General features: G+C 65.0%; 16 protein-coding genes. 8 read left to right on the top strand and 8 right to left on the bottom strand.

All coding sequences use genetic code 11. The features are described from left to right. Positions 1–7 precede the first annotated feature (7 nt). Positions 8–361, top strand: coding sequence for a DUF2304 domain-containing protein (locus ACZ41T_RS08710; RefSeq protein ID WP_464921008.1), 354 nt, complete (start codon positions 8–10; stop codon positions 359–361). Between the two features lie 883 nt (positions 362–1244). Here ACZ41T_RS08710 and ACZ41T_RS08705 read toward each other — a convergent pair. Next, the gene (locus tag ACZ41T_RS08705) at positions 1245–1499 is read right to left on the bottom strand and encodes a FaeA/PapI family transcriptional regulator (protein ID WP_464921007.1); all 255 of its coding nucleotides are present in this window, start codon (positions 1497–1499) and stop codon (positions 1245–1247) included. A 305-nt stretch (positions 1500–1804) separates the two neighbouring features. Here ACZ41T_RS08705 and ACZ41T_RS08700 point away from each other — a divergent pair, with 305 nt between their 5' ends. After that, positions 1805–2011 (top strand): CopG family transcriptional regulator, encoded by a 207-nt coding sequence (locus tag ACZ41T_RS08700; protein WP_464921006.1) that lies wholly within the window; start codon positions 1805–1807, stop codon positions 2009–2011. A gap of 120 nt (positions 2012–2131) precedes the next feature. Then, entirely contained in the window at positions 2132–2416 is a 285-nt protein-coding gene (locus tag ACZ41T_RS08695; RefSeq protein WP_464921005.1) for a hypothetical protein, read from the top strand. Positions 2417–2457: 41 nt separating this feature from the next. On the opposite strand, the gene ACZ41T_RS08690 is transcribed toward ACZ41T_RS08695, so the two are convergent. The 7 genes from ACZ41T_RS08690 to ACZ41T_RS08660 all read right to left on the bottom strand — a co-directional run bounded on the left by ACZ41T_RS08690 (position 2458) and on the right by ACZ41T_RS08660 (position 9059). Next, a complete protein-coding gene (locus ACZ41T_RS08690) occupies positions 2458–3033 on the bottom strand; it encodes a HupE/UreJ family protein (protein ID WP_464921004.1) in 576 nt (191 codons plus the stop codon). A gap of 153 nt (positions 3034–3186) precedes the next feature. After that, entirely contained in the window at positions 3187–4977 is a 1791-nt protein-coding gene (locus ACZ41T_RS08685) for a nickel-dependent hydrogenase large subunit (protein WP_464921003.1), read from the bottom strand. Between the two features lie 4 nt (positions 4978–4981). Further along, positions 4982–6244: a (Fe-S)-binding protein gene (locus ACZ41T_RS08680; protein ID WP_464921002.1), complete on the bottom strand. Its 1263-nt coding sequence runs from the start codon at positions 6242–6244 to the stop codon at positions 4982–4984. A 103-nt stretch (positions 6245–6347) separates the two neighbouring features. Continuing rightward, positions 6348–7007 (bottom strand): hypothetical protein, encoded by a 660-nt coding sequence (locus tag ACZ41T_RS08675; protein ID WP_464921001.1) that lies wholly within the window; start codon positions 7005–7007, stop codon positions 6348–6350. A 2-nt stretch (positions 7008–7009) separates the two neighbouring features. After that, on the bottom strand, positions 7010–8089 hold the full coding sequence (locus ACZ41T_RS08670; protein WP_464921000.1) for a hydrogenase small subunit: 1080 nt from the start codon (positions 8087–8089) through the stop codon (positions 7010–7012). Positions 8090–8164: 75 nt separating this feature from the next. Then, the gene (locus ACZ41T_RS08665) at positions 8165–8596 is read right to left on the bottom strand and encodes a hydrogenase expression/formation protein (RefSeq protein ID WP_464920999.1); all 432 of its coding nucleotides are present in this window, start codon (positions 8594–8596) and stop codon (positions 8165–8167) included. Continuing rightward, positions 8586–9059 carry a hydrogenase maturation protease gene (locus tag ACZ41T_RS08660; RefSeq protein WP_464920998.1) on the bottom strand — a complete coding sequence of 158 codons (474 nt, stop codon included), beginning with the start codon at positions 9057–9059 and terminating at the stop codon, positions 8586–8588. The genes ACZ41T_RS08665 and ACZ41T_RS08660 overlap by 11 nt, the downstream gene beginning before the upstream one ends. A gap of 531 nt (positions 9060–9590) precedes the next feature. Between ACZ41T_RS08660 and ACZ41T_RS08655 the strand changes: the two genes are divergently transcribed. Genes ACZ41T_RS08655 through hypF form a run of 5 tightly spaced genes read left to right on the top strand, consistent with a single transcriptional unit; the run spans position 9591 to position 14389 of the window. Further along, positions 9591–9821 carry a HypC/HybG/HupF family hydrogenase formation chaperone gene (locus ACZ41T_RS08655; protein ID WP_464920997.1) on the top strand — a complete coding sequence of 77 codons (231 nt, stop codon included), beginning with the start codon at positions 9591–9593 and terminating at the stop codon, positions 9819–9821. Next, positions 9814–10236, top strand: a complete 423-nt coding sequence (locus tag ACZ41T_RS08650) for a hydrogenase maturation nickel metallochaperone HypA/HybF (protein WP_464920996.1) — start codon at positions 9814–9816, stop codon at positions 10234–10236. Before ACZ41T_RS08655 ends, ACZ41T_RS08650 begins: the two co-directional genes overlap by 8 nt. Further along, entirely contained in the window at positions 10229–11038 is an 810-nt protein-coding gene (gene hypB, locus ACZ41T_RS08645; RefSeq protein ID WP_464920995.1) for a hydrogenase nickel incorporation protein HypB, read from the top strand. The genes ACZ41T_RS08650 and hypB overlap by 8 nt, the downstream gene beginning before the upstream one ends. Beyond that, a complete protein-coding gene (gene hypD, locus ACZ41T_RS08640; RefSeq protein ID WP_464920994.1) occupies positions 11035–12132 on the top strand; it encodes a hydrogenase formation protein HypD in 1098 nt (365 codons plus the stop codon). Before hypB ends, hypD begins: the two co-directional genes overlap by 4 nt. Beyond that, entirely contained in the window at positions 12125–14389 is a 2265-nt protein-coding gene (gene hypF / locus ACZ41T_RS08635; protein ID WP_464920993.1) for a carbamoyltransferase HypF, read from the top strand. Before hypD ends, hypF begins: the two co-directional genes overlap by 8 nt.

Below are 14389 nucleotides of genomic sequence, written 5' to 3'. Positions count from 1 at the left end.
TTCAAGGATGAAGGAATATCACCTGCTTGTTACCGTGCTTGGCATCGGCCTCGCGCTGAGCATTCTCACACTGATTCGGCGCGACCACATTCATTTGCGGCAAGGGCTGTTCTGGACCGTCGTCGCCGTTGCCTCGCTGGTTTTCGGCATATGGCCCGGCCTGATCGACTTCCTGAGCCAGGCAGTGGGTATTGCCTACTCGCCGGCACTGCTGTTCCTGGTCGCTATCGTCGTGCTGATCCTGCGCGCGCTGTTCACCGACATCGCGCTCACCCAGCTCAAGCGCGACGTGCGCCGCCTCAACCAGCGCATCGCCCTGTCCGAGTCGCGGGATGAGTCGGGCAAGGATACAAGCACGTAAAGGTCAGGCTACCGTTTTTGCCTGTACCTGTACCTGTACCTGTACCTGTACCTGTACCTGTACCTGTGCCTGTGCCTGTAGGAGGGGCTTTAGCCCCGATGGTCTTCCGGATCGCGGGTAAACCCGCTCCCACAAATTCCCGCCACCGTCACCTGTAGGAGGGGCTTTAGCCCCGATGGTCTCCCGGATCGCGGGTAAACCCGCTCCCACAAACTCCCGCCACCGTCACCTGTAGGAGGGGCTTTAGCCCCGATGGTCTTCCGGATCGCGGGTAAACCCGCTCCCACAAACTCCCGCCACCGTCACCTGTAGGAGGGGCTTTAGCCCCGATGGTCTCCCGGATCGCGGGTAAACCCGCTCCCACAAACTCCCGCCACCGTCACCTGTAGGAGGGGCTTTAGCCCCGATGGTCTTCCGGATCGCGGGTAAACCCGCTCCCACAAACTCCCGCCACCGTCACCTGTAGGAGGGGTTTTAGCCCCGATGGTCTTCCGGATCGCGGGTAAACCCGCTCCCACAAACTCCCGCCACCGTCACCTGTAGGAGGGGCTTTAGCCCCGATGGTCTCCCGGATCGCGGGTAAACCCGCTCCCACAAACTCCCGCCACCGTCACCTGTAGGAGGGGCTTTAGCCCCGATGGTCTCCTCCCGCCACCGTCACCTGCAGGAGGGGCTTTAGCCCCGATGGTCTTCCGGATCGCGGGTAAACCCGCTCCCACAAACTCCCGCCACCGTCACCTGTAGGAGGGGCTTTAGCCCCGATGGTCTCCTCCCGCCACCGTCACCTGTAGGAGGGGCTTTAGCCCCGATGGTCTCCCGGATCGCGGGTAAACCCGCTCCTACGGCGCTGGCCGCCGAAATGAGCGGCGGTGTGTCGAATCGGCTAGCCCTTGGCTTTCCTGCCGGGGCCGACCGTCGGCGTAAATCCCGCCACCCGGCATAGCATCCCTTCACTTTTCTTGCCGTTGAGGTACCGCGTCGAGTGGCACATGATGATGTCCCCACTCTTCGACAGTTCCGCCAGATATAAACGCACGTCTGCCAGCGAAATTTGTATCGCTGCGGCGATCTCGGTGTCGAGATGTTCGCCCTGTTCTTTCAGAAATTTCAGTATTTTTTGCGCGTCTGCTTTCTGCACGTCTGGAACTCCTTGTTCTTGGTAGTGGCGCGGCCTTCGTGGCCGGTTCCCTCCGCAACCCGTTCACGATGGAAAATCGTGCGCCGATCGGCAAGCGTCCCCGTTTTTCCCCGCGTCCTGATTGGGAGGATAGCCGGAATCGGCGAAAGCACGCATCCCTGCGGGTCGGCGAAGTTGGCGAGAGGATACCAGCTGGCCTGAGCCGACGCTGCGCCGCAGCTTTAAATAAGCCTTTATGTTACATGTTATTTTGATGTTAATCTAATTAACATCTTGCGCACATGGCTACACCGTTAAGGCCTCTTATGGAAAACCGCACCGCCAGAATCACACTTTTGATCGACCCGAAAAAAAAACAGCTATTCGAGGAAACTTGCGCCGAGCAGGACCTCACCTTGTCACAGGTGATCCGCAGGCTGATTCACCAATATATCGTCGAATACACAGGATCGCGCGATCTACCCGAATGGCTGAGCGGGCCTGCCGCCGGGCCCGGCAAAACGCCGCAGTAAATTTTGCAAGGCGCTCAACAATGAAGTTCAGCGGAACCGCGCCGGCAAACCCATGACGCCCAACAGCCGTAAAATCCGTTTTTTACGGCGACGCATTCCGGCGTTCGACTGCGAACCCGGATGTCACGATTGCTGTGGGCCGGTGACCGCATCGGGCGAGGAGATGGCGAGGCTCCCCGTCAAAAGCGACGCGGACATGCGGCGGCGCTCGACGAACTAAGTTGCCCGCACCTGGGTGAGCAAGGTTACCGGACCTACGCGGAGCGCCTGCTGATTTGCCGCCTGTTCGGAACGGCGCCACGGCTTGCCTGCCCGAATGGCAAACACCCCGGGATCACGATCGACCCGCGCATCGAGCAGCGGATTTACCGCTATTTTGCGGAGACGCGCCACGTGCTGGTCTGAGCGGCGGATTGGTTCAGTGAAACCTGCCGCGCCGCGCCGGATCACACGCCCAGGATCAGCGCCAGGCCGCCGACGGCGATGCCGGCTCCCGCCGCCTGCATCGCGCGGCGGCCGATCAGGCGGCCGGCGATTCCCACGCCATGCAGGCAAACCGTGGCCAGCATGAAACCCATGGCATAGCGCGCAGGCGACGCGGCCAGCGGCATTTCCAGTCCGTGGGCGTAGCCGTGGACGAGCGCGAACGCCGCAGCGATGGTCATGCCGGCCGTCACCGCCCAGCGGCGCTGCGTGGCGATCAAGAGGCCCAGCGCCAGCACCGACAGCGCGAGGGCGGTTTCGACATGCGGCAGCACCCCGCCCGACCAGGCCAGCATGCCGCCCAGCCCCATCGCCGCGACAAAGGCCGCGGGCACCGCCCACAGCGCCCGCCCGCCCTGCTGCGCGGCCCACAGGCCGACCGCGATCATGGCGAGCAGGTGATCCAGCCCCAGCAGGGGATGCGCCAGGCCGCCGGCGAAACCGGTTGGCGTGTGGGCGCCCGTGTGTGCGGATGCCGTGCCGGCGAACAGGCAGAGGGCGGCCAGGGCAAGTGTGCGTGAAGGGTTTGTCGGTTTCATGGTGTGTTCTCCGCTATGCAAAATAAATTCAGGCAATTATCAAGGCGCGAGATGCCCGGTAGGGTGCACTCCGTGCACCGGAACGTCTGAAGGTGCACGGAGTGCACCCTACGCACCACAAATCGCCGCGTCACAAATCGTCGATGTTTCAGCCTACTTGATTTTCACCTGCACCAGTTCTTCGCCCTCCGGGTCGGTGACGTGCACCGCGCAGGCGATGCACGGATCGAAGGAGTGGATGGTGCGCAGGATCTCGATCGGCTGCTTCGGGTCGTGCATGACGTGGTTGTCCTGCAGCGCCGCCTCGTAGGCGCCCGGCTGGCCCAGCGTGTCGCGCGGGCCGGCGTTCCAGGTGCTGGGCACCACCGCCTGGTAGTTGCTGATCCTGCCGTCGTCGATGACGATCCAGTGGGACAGGCCTCCGCGCGGCGCCTCCGTCAGGCCGACGCCCTGCATGTGCCTGGGCCAGGTGGACGGATCCCAGTAGAAGTCGTTGAAGGTGCGCACGTCGCCGGCCTTGATGTTGGCCATCAGCTGGTCGAACCAGCCCTGCATGGCGTCGGCGACGATCTTCGATTCCAGCGTGCGCGCGGCGGTGCGGCCGAGGGTGGAGAACAGCGCGGCGACCGGCAGGCCGAGCGTCTTCAGCGTGGCGTCCACCAGCTCCCTGGCCTGGGCATTGCCGCCGGCATACAGCATCAGCACGCGGGCGAGCGGGCCGACTTCCATCGGGCGGCCCTGCCAGCGCGGCGACTTTATCCAGGAATATTTTTTATCCACGTCCAGATGCCGGTAGGGCGGTTTCGGCCCGGTGTAGTTGAGTTCGGTCTCGCCCCTGAACGGGTGCAGGCCGCCTTCGTCGCCCTGGCTGTAGCTGTACCAGGCGTGGCTGACGTATTCCTGGATTTCGTTGTCGGCATCGAGATCGATGGGGTGAATTTTGGTCAAATCGCGGTTGAGGATGACGCCGCGCGGGATGAGGTAGGAGCCGGTGTCCCAGAAGCCTTTCGAGGGCAGGTCGCCGAACGACAGGAAGTTGCCCAGCCCTTCGCCGCGTCCCGCCCAGTCCTTGTAAAAACCGGCAATCGCCAGGGTATCCGGCAGATAGACCTGATCGACGAACTCGCGCATTTGCCGGATGACATCCTGCACCGTCTGCAGCCCCACCATGTTGAGTGCGGTGGCGTTCTGGCCGCCGCGATAGTGCGGCCCCTTGCCACGGCCGGCGCCGGTCTGCACCGATATGGCCGATGGCACGCCGCCCACCACCAGGTTGGGGTGCGGGTTCTTGCCGCCGAAGATGGCGTGCAGCTTGACTACGTCACGCTGCCAGGCGAGGGCGTCGAGGTAATGTGCCAGCGCCATCAGGTTGGCTTCCGGCGGCAGCTTGTAGGCGGGATGGCCCCAGTAGGCGTTGGCGAAAATGCCGAGCTGGCCCTGCTCGACGAAGGTCTTCACTTTCTTCTGCACGTCGGCGAAATAGCCGGGCGACGACCTGGGGTAGCCGGACAGGCTCTGCGCCAGCGCCGAGGTGGCCTTGGGATCGGCCTTCAGCGCCGACACCACGTCGACCCAGTCGAGCGCATGCAGATGATAGAAATGCATCACGTGGTCGTGCACATGCTGCGCCGCGATCATCAGGTTGCGGATCAGTTCGGCGTTGGGTGGAATGCTGTAGCCGGGAATGGCGCGGTGCAGCGCGTCCTCCACCGCACGCACCGAGGCGATGCCGTGCACCAGGGTGCAGACGCCGCAGATGCGCTGGGCGAAGGCCCAGGCGTCGCGCGGGTCGCGCCCGCGCAGGATGATCTCGATGCCGCGCACCATGGTGCCGGCGGAATAGGCCTTGGTGATTCTGCCGTCGGCGTCGGTTTCGGCCTCGATGCGCAGGTGCCCCTCGATGCGGGTGATGGGGTCGACGACAATGCGTTGTGCGGTGCTCATCTACTCAATCCTCCAGGTGTTCCGCCAGCAGTTCGGTCAGGCCGAGCAGCTTGGTGTTCATCTCGTAATGATCGAGACCTTCCTCCATCACGATGCGGCAGTTGGCGCAGAACGTCACCATGGTACCGACCCCCGCCTCCTCGATCTGTCGTTTCTTGATCTGGAAGACCCTGGTGCGCAGCGCTTCGGCTTCTTCGGTATGGATCGCCGACGCGCCGCCGCCGCCGCCGCAGCACCAGTTCCATTTCTGCTGGTCGGCGATCGGGATGTAGTTCTCCGCCACCTGGCGGATCAGCGCTTCGGGCGCCTGCAGCACGCCGCCGCGGCGCACGATCTGGCAGGGGTCGTGCAGGATGAGCGGATCCTTGAGCTTGTCCTTCATTTTCAGCACGCCCTTCTGGCGCAGGTCGTCGAGCAGTTCCAGCACGTGCACCACTTCGAAGCCGAAGGGACGGCCGATCAGGTTGGGCCCTTCCCAGCGGATCGCCATGTAGGCGTGGCCGCATTCGGGCGACAGCACGTACTTCACCTTCAGCCGCTCGGCGGCATCGACGATGCGCGAGACGATCACTTTCGCCAGGTCCGAGCTGCCGATCTGGATGCCGGCGTTGGTCGCCTCGAAGGCGTCGGAGGCGAGCGTGAAGCTGATGCCCGCTTTGTGGAAGATTTTGGCCAGCGCCTCGATGTACTCCGGGTAGTTGACGATCTCCATCGACGACAGCAGCACCAGGTAGTCGGCGCCTTTCTGGTCGACCGGGATCGTCACCCCCGTCGCTTCCCCGGCCTTCCTCAGCACATTGGCAACGGCCGGCCACTTCAGCCCCATCGGCCCGCCGATCTCGATGGTGCGCTTGGTGGCGCTGCGGATGCCGTCGGGAACGTGGCCGGACACCGCCATCCCCTCGCGCAGCTGGCGGATCATGTAGACGATGTCGTTGCCCACCGGGCAGACCAGCGAGCAGCGCCCGCACAGGGTGCAGCTGTCGTAGACCAGTTCCTGCCACTGGTCGAGTTCGTCGTCGGTGATCGGTTTGGACAGGCCGACCAGCTTCTTCAGCCGCCCGAGCAGGGTGAATTCCTGCTCGTAGACGCGGCGCAGCGGCTCCACCTTGTGGATCGGCGTGTATCTGGGATCGCCGGTTTCCGTGTAGAACAGGCAGGCCTCGGCGCACAGGCCGCAGTGCACGCAGCTTTCGAAATAGCTGGCGATGGGCGCGTCGATGACTTCCTTGAGGGTTTGGGCGACTTTTTCCAGCGAGGCGCTCATATTGCCTCCGCCTTTTCACGAGTCGGCGTAGGGTGCGCCATGCGCACCCCGGTGCGCATGGCGCACCCTACCTGTTCTAAAAGAGTGGATGTCAGATGGATTCTCATACCGGCACCCCCTTGCGCGCGTTCGCACTGCCGTTGTACCAGCGCGAGCCGAACAGGGTGAAAGTGTGGAACAGCCTGGTGAAGGGCAGCACGATGAGCAGGATTTCCGCCGACAGGATGTGCAGCGTCAGCATCGTGGTGTAGGGCAGCAGCAGATGCTGCACCGTCAGCCAGCCGGTCAGCACGGGCAGAAAGGTTACCGCCCAGGTGAACCAGTCCTCGAAGGTGGAAAGAAAGCGTTTGGCCGGCTTGTTGATGCGGTCGACCAGCATCGCCAGCATCGCCGCCATCGTCACTACCGTTACCAGGCCGATGATCTGCGCAGGCAGCCCGGGCCACGACAGGCCGGTGAGATTGGCGATCAGCATGATGTGCGGTGCGCCGAGGAACACGATGACCGCCAGCCCGATGTGGAAGATATAGCCGCCGATGTAGCTTACCGGCGAACGCTTCATCATGCCCGGCGGCGGCAGCGAGCGGCGGAACACGGTGTGCAGGCCGGAGGCGCCGGCGGCGCGGCGCGGTGCGGCGAGATCCTTCCTGCGACCCAGCGTATAGATCTCGAACAGGCGCCAGATCACTCCCAGCAGAAAAATGCCAATGGCGATATCCAGTCCGGGACCACGCACCCAGGTCAGAAATTGCAGTTCATTCATTGTCATTTCTCCAGGTCGGCCAGCGTGATCGTTTCGTGTGCCGACCTGGCGGCGCCCTTCTTGGCCCGGTTGGCCAAGCTGATCGCCCCACCCGTAGCCGCACCTGCCACTGAGGCTGCGGCAGCGAATTTGAGCGGGTCGGCCGGCATCGACAGCGCCTTATAGAAACCGCCGGCATCCCAGAAATCGGGTTCTGAGCAGCCGAGGCAGCCGTGGCCGGATTCCACCGGCCAGGAGGTGCCGCCGTTCCATTTTGTGGTGGCGCAGGCGTTGTGGGTGACCGGCCCCTTGCAGCCCAGTTCGAACAGGCACCAGCCGCGGCGTGCGCCCTCGTCGTCGAAAGTCTTGGCGAACTTGCCCTGGTCGTAGAACGGGCGGCGGTAGCAACGGTCGTGGATGGTTTCGCCGTAGAAGGCGCGGGGCCTCCCCTTGTCGTCGAGTTCCGGCAGGCTGCCGAAGGTGAGGTAATGTGCCAGCACACCGGTCATCACCGCCGGGATGGGTGGGCAGCCCGGAATGTTGACAATGGGCTTGTCCTTGACGATGTCGGACACCGAGACCGCGCCAGTCGGGTTCGGGTTGGCTTTCGGGATGCCGCCGTAGGCGGCGCAGGTGCCTACGGCGACGATGGCGGCCGCGCCCTGGGCGGCCTCTTTCAGCATGTCCAGACTGGAGAGGCCGGCGTGGCAGGAATAGATACCGCCCTGTCCCAGCGGAATCGAGCCATCGACGATCAGCAGATACTTGCCCGCATTGTCCTTCATCGCGTTGTGCAGGGCTTCCTCGGCCTGGAAGCCCGCCGCCGCCATCAGCGTCATCTGGTAGTCGAGCGAGATCATGTCGAAGATCATGCCCTCAAGCGTGGGCGAGTGCGATCGCGTGATCGATTCGGTGCAGCCGGTGCATTCCTGGAACGGCAGCCAGATCACCGACGGCCGCCGCGCCGCGGCCATCGCCTCCGCCATGGCAAGCCCGGCCGCGGGCGGCAAGGCCATCATCGAGGCCAGCGTCGCGCAGTACTTGAGGAAGGTGCGGCGGCTGACGCCCTGCCGCGCGAGCGACTCGATCAACGGACCCTGCATGATGCGTGCCTCCTGACGTAAAACCCCCGGCCCTGGAACATCGCCGCCCTGAATGAACGAGGCGCTCAATTCACCTTAGAGGTCGGAAATCAGTAATTCAAGCTGTTCCCGTCCGATCGCCACATCCTGCGGATGCGCCTTCACCAGTTCGGGCACGAACGCCACCTCGATGAGCTGCGCGGTCACCGCGCCCTGTTCGTTGCGATGCGTCACCCACCAGACGCCGGCGCAGGCGGTCTCGTCCAGCGTGGATTCGCCACCGGCCTGCAGGGTGACGGCAATCTCGCCGCCGCCGAGCTTTTCGCGCAGCCAGTCGAGATCGGCGGGCGTCAGCGGCAAGGCGGAAAGGTCGATGGCGGAAGGCTCGCCGGATTCCAGCAGGCGGCGCACCTGCTCGGCCAGTTCGCGCAGCAGCGGCGGCGCATTGCCGGAGAGGCCGGGTTCGCCCGGCGGCGGCGAACCGGCATGGCGCGGGACGACGTGGATGGGGATGGCGTCAAGCGTCATGCTGCCATTCCCGGATTTGTTCGACGATCGCCGCGCAGGCGGGGGGGATGGCCGCGGCAACCGCCGGGGTGGGGAATTCGCCCCAGTCGACGACATCGGGCCGGATCGCCAGCATCGCCCGTTTTTCCGGCCAGTGCCCGGCCAGCATGGCGATGGCGCGCAGGTCGGTCAGCCCCACTTCGTGCACCGTGGACTTGCGATTGCCCATCAGAAATGCGTCCATCGCCTCCCCTTTCAGCAGCGCCCACTCGCCCGGTTTCGACTTGATGTTGGCGGCATCGACGACGATCAGCGCATCGGCGTCCTCGATCGGCCCCGCCAGGGTGAACGACAGGGTGCCGCCATCGAGCAGGGTTACGTCGGGCCAATTCGCCAGCTCGGGTGCCAGTGCCTGCAGCACATGAACACCCACGCCCTCGTCGGTGAGCAGGGTGTTGCCGATGCCGAGCACGAGCGTTTTCATGATTTCAATCTAGCAGCACGGTAGTCGCATAACAACCGGGAAAGTCGCTCAAGCACCATGATTACTCATGGCTCTTTTATCGTTATTTATTGGTATTGGCCAGCGCTGGGAGCGGCTTCAGCCGCGAAATGGCCGCCGCAATCGCGGGTAAACCCGCTCCCACAAAAACATCGCAATCGTCCCTGTGGGAGCGGCTTCAGCCGCGAAATGGCCGCTGCAATCGCGGGTAAACCCACTCCCACAAAAACATCGCCATCGTCCCTGTGGGAGCGGCTTCAGCCGTGAAGCCGACGCTGAGAATCGCGGGTAAACCCGCTCCCAAGGCATTTCGCCCTAATGAACAATCCGGGTTTATTGGTATTGGCCGGCGCCTGCCGAAGGGTAGGGGCTTCATCGGAGGGGGGCAAGACATGACTTCAACAACCAACAGTGACATAGCCTTATTCATTGTTATTTTGTAACATTCCCGGCGCGGACGCGGTGGCGGCAAATCACATATACTGGTTCAAGTGTAGGTTCCGATTGCCGCTCATGTGCCTTGCCATTCCCATGCAGATCGAATCGATCGAAGGCTTTACCGCCCGCTGTCAGGCCAAGGGTGTGTGGCGCGACGTCAGTCTGTTCATGATGCAGGACGAACCCCCCGCGGTCGGCGACTTCGTCATGGTGCACGTCGGCTACGCCATCCAGACAATCGCCGAGATCGACGCCCGCACCACCTGGGAGCTGCTCGACCGGATCCTGGAGGAAGGCGGTGCATGAACTGTCGGTCGCCCAGGCGCTGGTCGAACAGGTGGATGCCGTGATCGACCGGCATCAGGCGCACCACGATAATGATGCATCGTCATCCGATGCATGGCGTGCCACATCCATCCGCGTACGTATCGGCCCGCTCGCCGGCGTGGTGCCTGAACTGCTGGCGAGCGCCTTCCCACTGGCGGCCGCCGGCAGCCGCATGGAACGCGCCGCTCTCGAATTCGTCCACGCGCCGATCCGGGTACGCTGCCAGACCTGCGGCGCCGAAACCGAAGCCGCGATGAACCGCCTGCTCTGCGGCGCCTGCGGCGACTGGCACACCCGGATCCTCTCCGGCGACGAACTCCTGCTCGAAAGCGTCGAGTTGGTAACGGATACCCCTCACCCTTCACCCCTTACCCCTCACTCACAAAATGTGTGACACCTGCGGCTGCAACCTCACTCCCGGCAACCGGAACCTTGCGTACAAGCCCGTCGCCAAAGGCGCGACTGCTGTTTCCGTGCTGAAGGGCCTGCTGCAAAAGAACGACGATCAGGCCGCGCACAACCGCGAGCACTTCGATCGCCGTGGCATCCTCGCGATCAACCTGATGTCCTCCCCGGGTTCCGGCAAGACCGCGCTGCTCGAAGCCACGCTCGTCGCGCTGAAAAACGAATTCACCTGCGCCGTGATCGAGGGCGACCTCGAAACCGAGAACGACGCCGAGCGCATCCGTGCCAAGGGGGTGCAGGCGCACCAGATCGTCACCGGCACCGCCTGCCACCTCGACGCCCACCTGGTGCACGACGCGCTGCACCACATGACGCTCGACGGCGTCGATCTGCTGTTCATCGAGAACGTCGGCAACCTGGTGTGTCCGGCCAGCTTCGACCTCGGCCAGCACCTCAACGTCACCCTGCTCTCGGTCACCGAGGGCGACGACAAACCGGCGAAATATCCGGTGATGTTCCGCGCCGCCGACGCCATGCTCTTGACCAAGACCGACCTTTTGGCCGTGCTCGACGACTTCGATCCGGACAAGGCCGAAGCGCACTTGCGCAATCTCGCCAATCCGGCGCCGGTGATGCGGCTGTCTGCGCGCAAGGAACTGGACATGGAGGCCTGGTACGCCTGGCTGCGCGAACAGCTTGCCGCCCAGCGCGCGCGGGTCGCCATCGGCCAGTCGCGCCGCCCGGCGATCCAGGGCGACGGCCAGAAACTCCACGGCGCCACCGCGCGATGAACGACGCCCGCGCCTGGCTGGAAAAAATCCATGCCCTCGACTTCGACCGCACGGTCAAGATCATGAACGTGTGCGGCGGCCACGAACGCTCGATCACCCATGCCGGCCTGCGCGGCGCGCTGCCGGGCTGGGTCGAGTTGGTTCCCGGTCCCGGCTGCCCGGTGTGCGTGTGTCCGGAGGAAGACGTCTACCAGGCGATGCAGCTCGCGCTGCAGGACAAGGTCATCCTGGTCGCCTACGGCGACATGCTGCGGGTACCGGTCAACGTGAAAAAAGGCGAGATACGCACCCTGGCCGAGGCGCAGGCCGCCGGCGCCGACGTGCGGCCGATCGCCAGTCCGCTCGATGCGCGCAGGATCGCGCTGGACAATCCCGATCGTCCCGTGGTGTTCTTCGCCGCCGGCTTCGAGACCACTACCGCGCCGACGGCGGCGATATTGGCGGAGGGCCTGCCCGACAATCTCAGCATCCTGCTGTCCGGCCGCCTGACCTGGCCGGCGGTGGCGATGCTGCTCGATTCCGGTAGCCCAGGCTTTGATGCGCTGGTCGCGCCCGGCCACGTCTCCACCGTGATGGGGCCGGAGGAATGGACCTTCGTGGTCGAGCGCCACGACATTCCTGCCGCGGTCGCCGGCTTCGCGCCGGAGTCGCTGCTGGCCTCGTTCTATTCGGTGCTGCGCCAGCTGAAAAGCGGCGAGCGCTTCCTCGACAACTGCTACCGCGAAGTCGCGCATCCGGGCGGCAATCCCACCGCGCGCCGCCTGCTTGCCGACACGCTCGACATCGTCGACGCCAACTGGCGCGGCATCGGCGTCATCCCGAACTCGGGCTACGCGCTCAAACCCGCTTTCGCGCAACACGACGCGCGCCTGCTGTTCCCCGACCACAGCGATCCCGACCGCCGCCGCGCCGGCGAGATGCCGCCCGGCTGCGATTGCGCACAGGTCGTGCTGGGCAAGATCTACCCCAACCAGTGCCGCATCTACGGCCGCGCCTGCACTCCGCGCAACCCGGTCGGCCCCTGCATGGTGTCGGACGAAGGCGCCTGCCGCATCTGGTGGGCGGGCGGCGTGCGCGTAGCCGTCGATGCCTGAGCACGTCGCTCAATTCATTACCATCGGCGGCCGGGTGCAGGGCGTGGGCTTCCGGCCCTTCGTCTACCGCCTCGCGCATCGGCATCAGATCACCGGCTGGGTGCGTAACGTCGACGGCGCGGTGGAAATCCATGCCGAAGGCCGACCCGCGCAACTCCAGCGCTTCGGCGACGCGCTGCTCGCCGAGGCACCGCCGCTGTCGGCGCCCGGACCGCTCGCCGTCACGACCTGCGCGACCGAACATGCAGCGGGTTTTTCCATCCTCGACAGCGCGTCAACTAGCGTCGCCTGCTCGAATGATGCATCGTCAAAAATGGCCGATGCATGGTCCATTCATTTACCATCCGACGGCTTCGTCTGTACCGACTGCCTGGCCGAACTGCACGACCCGGCCAACCGCCGCCACCGCTACCCCTTCATCAACTGCACCCAGTGCGGGCCGCGCTACACCCTGATCACCGCCCTGCCCTATGACCGCCCCAATACCGCCATGCGCGACTTCGCGTTGTGCCCGGACTGCCGGTGCGAATACGAGAACCCGCTCGACCGCCGCTTCCACGCCGAGCCGATCGCCTGCCCGGTGTGCGGGCCGCACCTGCAATTTGTCTCGGGCGAATTCACTCAGGACGGCGACGAGGCGGCGCTGGCCACCGCCGTCGCCGCCTTGCGCAGCGGAAAAATCGTCGCGGTGAAGGGTGTCGGCGGCTACCATCTGCTGTGCGATGCTGCCCGCGACGAGGCCGTCGCCGCGCTGCGCGCAAGGAAGCCAAGGCCGGCCAAGCCGCTGGCCGTGATGTTCCGCGACCTCGCGGCACTGCGCCGCGCGGTGCACACGACGCCCGAGCTGGACAGCTTCCTCGCATCCCCCGAACGCCCCATCGTGCTGCTGCCGAAGCGCGCCGATTCCAGGCTGTCCGGGCATATCGCCCCCGGCCTCGCGGAAGTCGGCTGCCTGCTGCCCTACTCGCCGCTGCACGACCTGCTGCTGAACGATTTCGGCGGGCCGCTGGTGGCCACTTCGGGCAACCTCTCCGGTGAGCCGGTGCTGACCGACAACGTCGAAGCACAAACCCGCCTCGCCCACATCGCCGACGCCTTCCTGCACCACGACCGTCCCATCGTGCGCCCGGCCGACGATCCGGTGTATCGCATCATCGCAGGCCACGCCCGCCCGCTGCGCCTCGGGCGCGGCAGCGCGCCGCTGGAGTTCGAACTGCCCGCGTCGCTAGCGGAGCCCGTGCTGGCGCTGGGCAGCCACATGAAGAACACCGTTTGTCTCGCCTGGGGGACGCGCGCCGTTGTCTCGCCGCATATCGGCGAACTCGACACGGCGCGCAGCCTCGACACGCTGGCGCGGGTGGCGGCCGACCTGCAGCGCCTCTTTCAGGTGCAGGCCACGCGCTTGATCGTCGACCGCCATCCCGGCTACGGCAACCGCCGCTTTGCCCGCGACAGTGGCTTGCCATTGGCGGAAATCTGGCACCACCACGCTCACGCCTCGGCACTGGCCTGGGAGTTTCCGGATGTGGACGAATGGATCGTGTTCACTTGGGATGGCGTCGGCCTCGGTGCGGATGGAGCGCTGTGGGGCGGCGAAGCCTTCACTGGCGCCCCCGGCTGCTGGCAGCGCGCTGCGGCGTTCCGGCCCTTCCGCCTGCCCGGTGGCGACAAGGCCGGGCGCGCGCCGTGGCGCGCTGCCGCGGCGCTCCTGTGGGAGACGGGACAGTTCGCCCCCTTCGCCCCCGAGCCGCTGCATCAGGCGTGGTCGCAGGGGCTCAACAGCCCCACGAGCTCGGCGGTCGGCCGCCTGTTCGATGCGGCCGCCGCTCTGTGCGGCGCGTGCACCCACGCCAGCTTCGAAGGCGAAGGCCCAATGCGCCTGGAGGCCGAAGCTTCCAGCGCTTCAGGTCAGGTCATCGAACTGCCGCTGCAACGCGACGACAGCGGGTTTTGGCGCACCGACTGGGCGCCGCTGCTGCCCATGCTCGGCGACAACGCCGTGCCGGTTGCTGAGCGCGCAGCCAGCTTCCATCTCAGCCTGGCGCAGGCACTGGTCGAACAGGCCAAACAATTGCGCGCGCAAACCGGCATCCAGTCGGTCGGCCTCAGCGGCGGCGTGTTCCAGAACCGCGTCCTCGCCGAAGCCACCATCGACCGCCTTTACGCCTCGGGTTTCAATGTCAATTTGCCGCGACGTGTTCCAGTCAACGACGCCGGGTTAAGCTTTGGTCAGATCATCGAATTCCTTCACGCCTGA

It is taken from the genome of Thiobacillus thiophilus, from assembly GCF_055378705.1.
Note: the sequence above shows the minus strand (reverse complement) of the source record. Positions and strands in the feature narration are given on the sequence as shown.

Coding starts and splice junctions, on each gene's coding strand:
- ACZ41T_RS08680 (WP_464921002.1), bottom strand. CDS start 6,244: ATGAGCGCCTCGCTGGAAAAAGTCGCCCAAACCCTCAAGGAAGTCATC.
- ACZ41T_RS08695 (WP_464921005.1), top strand. CDS start 2,132: ATGTCACGATTGCTGTGGGCCGGTGACCGCATCGGGCGAGGAGATGGC.
- ACZ41T_RS08655 (WP_464920997.1), top strand. CDS start 9,591: ATGTGCCTTGCCATTCCCATGCAGATCGAATCGATCGAAGGCTTTACC.
- ACZ41T_RS08710 (WP_464921008.1), top strand. CDS start 8: ATGAAGGAATATCACCTGCTTGTTACCGTGCTTGGCATCGGCCTCGCG.
- hypB (WP_464920995.1), top strand. CDS start 10,229: ATGTGTGACACCTGCGGCTGCAACCTCACTCCCGGCAACCGGAACCTT.
- ACZ41T_RS08685 (WP_464921003.1), bottom strand. CDS start 4,977: ATGAGCACCGCACAACGCATTGTCGTCGACCCCATCACCCGCATCGAG.
- hypF (WP_464920993.1), top strand. CDS start 12,125: ATGCCTGAGCACGTCGCTCAATTCATTACCATCGGCGGCCGGGTGCAG.
- ACZ41T_RS08660 (WP_464920998.1), bottom strand. CDS start 9,059: ATGAAAACGCTCGTGCTCGGCATCGGCAACACCCTGCTCACCGACGAG.
- ACZ41T_RS08665 (WP_464920999.1), bottom strand. CDS start 8,596: ATGACGCTTGACGCCATCCCCATCCACGTCGTCCCGCGCCATGCCGGT.
- hypD (WP_464920994.1), top strand. CDS start 11,035: ATGAACGACGCCCGCGCCTGGCTGGAAAAAATCCATGCCCTCGACTTC.
- ACZ41T_RS08670 (WP_464921000.1), bottom strand. CDS start 8,089: ATGCAGGGTCCGTTGATCGAGTCGCTCGCGCGGCAGGGCGTCAGCCGC.
- ACZ41T_RS08675 (WP_464921001.1), bottom strand. CDS start 7,007: ATGAATGAACTGCAATTTCTGACCTGGGTGCGTGGTCCCGGACTGGAT.
- ACZ41T_RS08700 (WP_464921006.1), top strand. CDS start 1,805: ATGGAAAACCGCACCGCCAGAATCACACTTTTGATCGACCCGAAAAAA.
- ACZ41T_RS08690 (WP_464921004.1), bottom strand. CDS start 3,033: ATGAAACCGACAAACCCTTCACGCACACTTGCCCTGGCCGCCCTCTGC.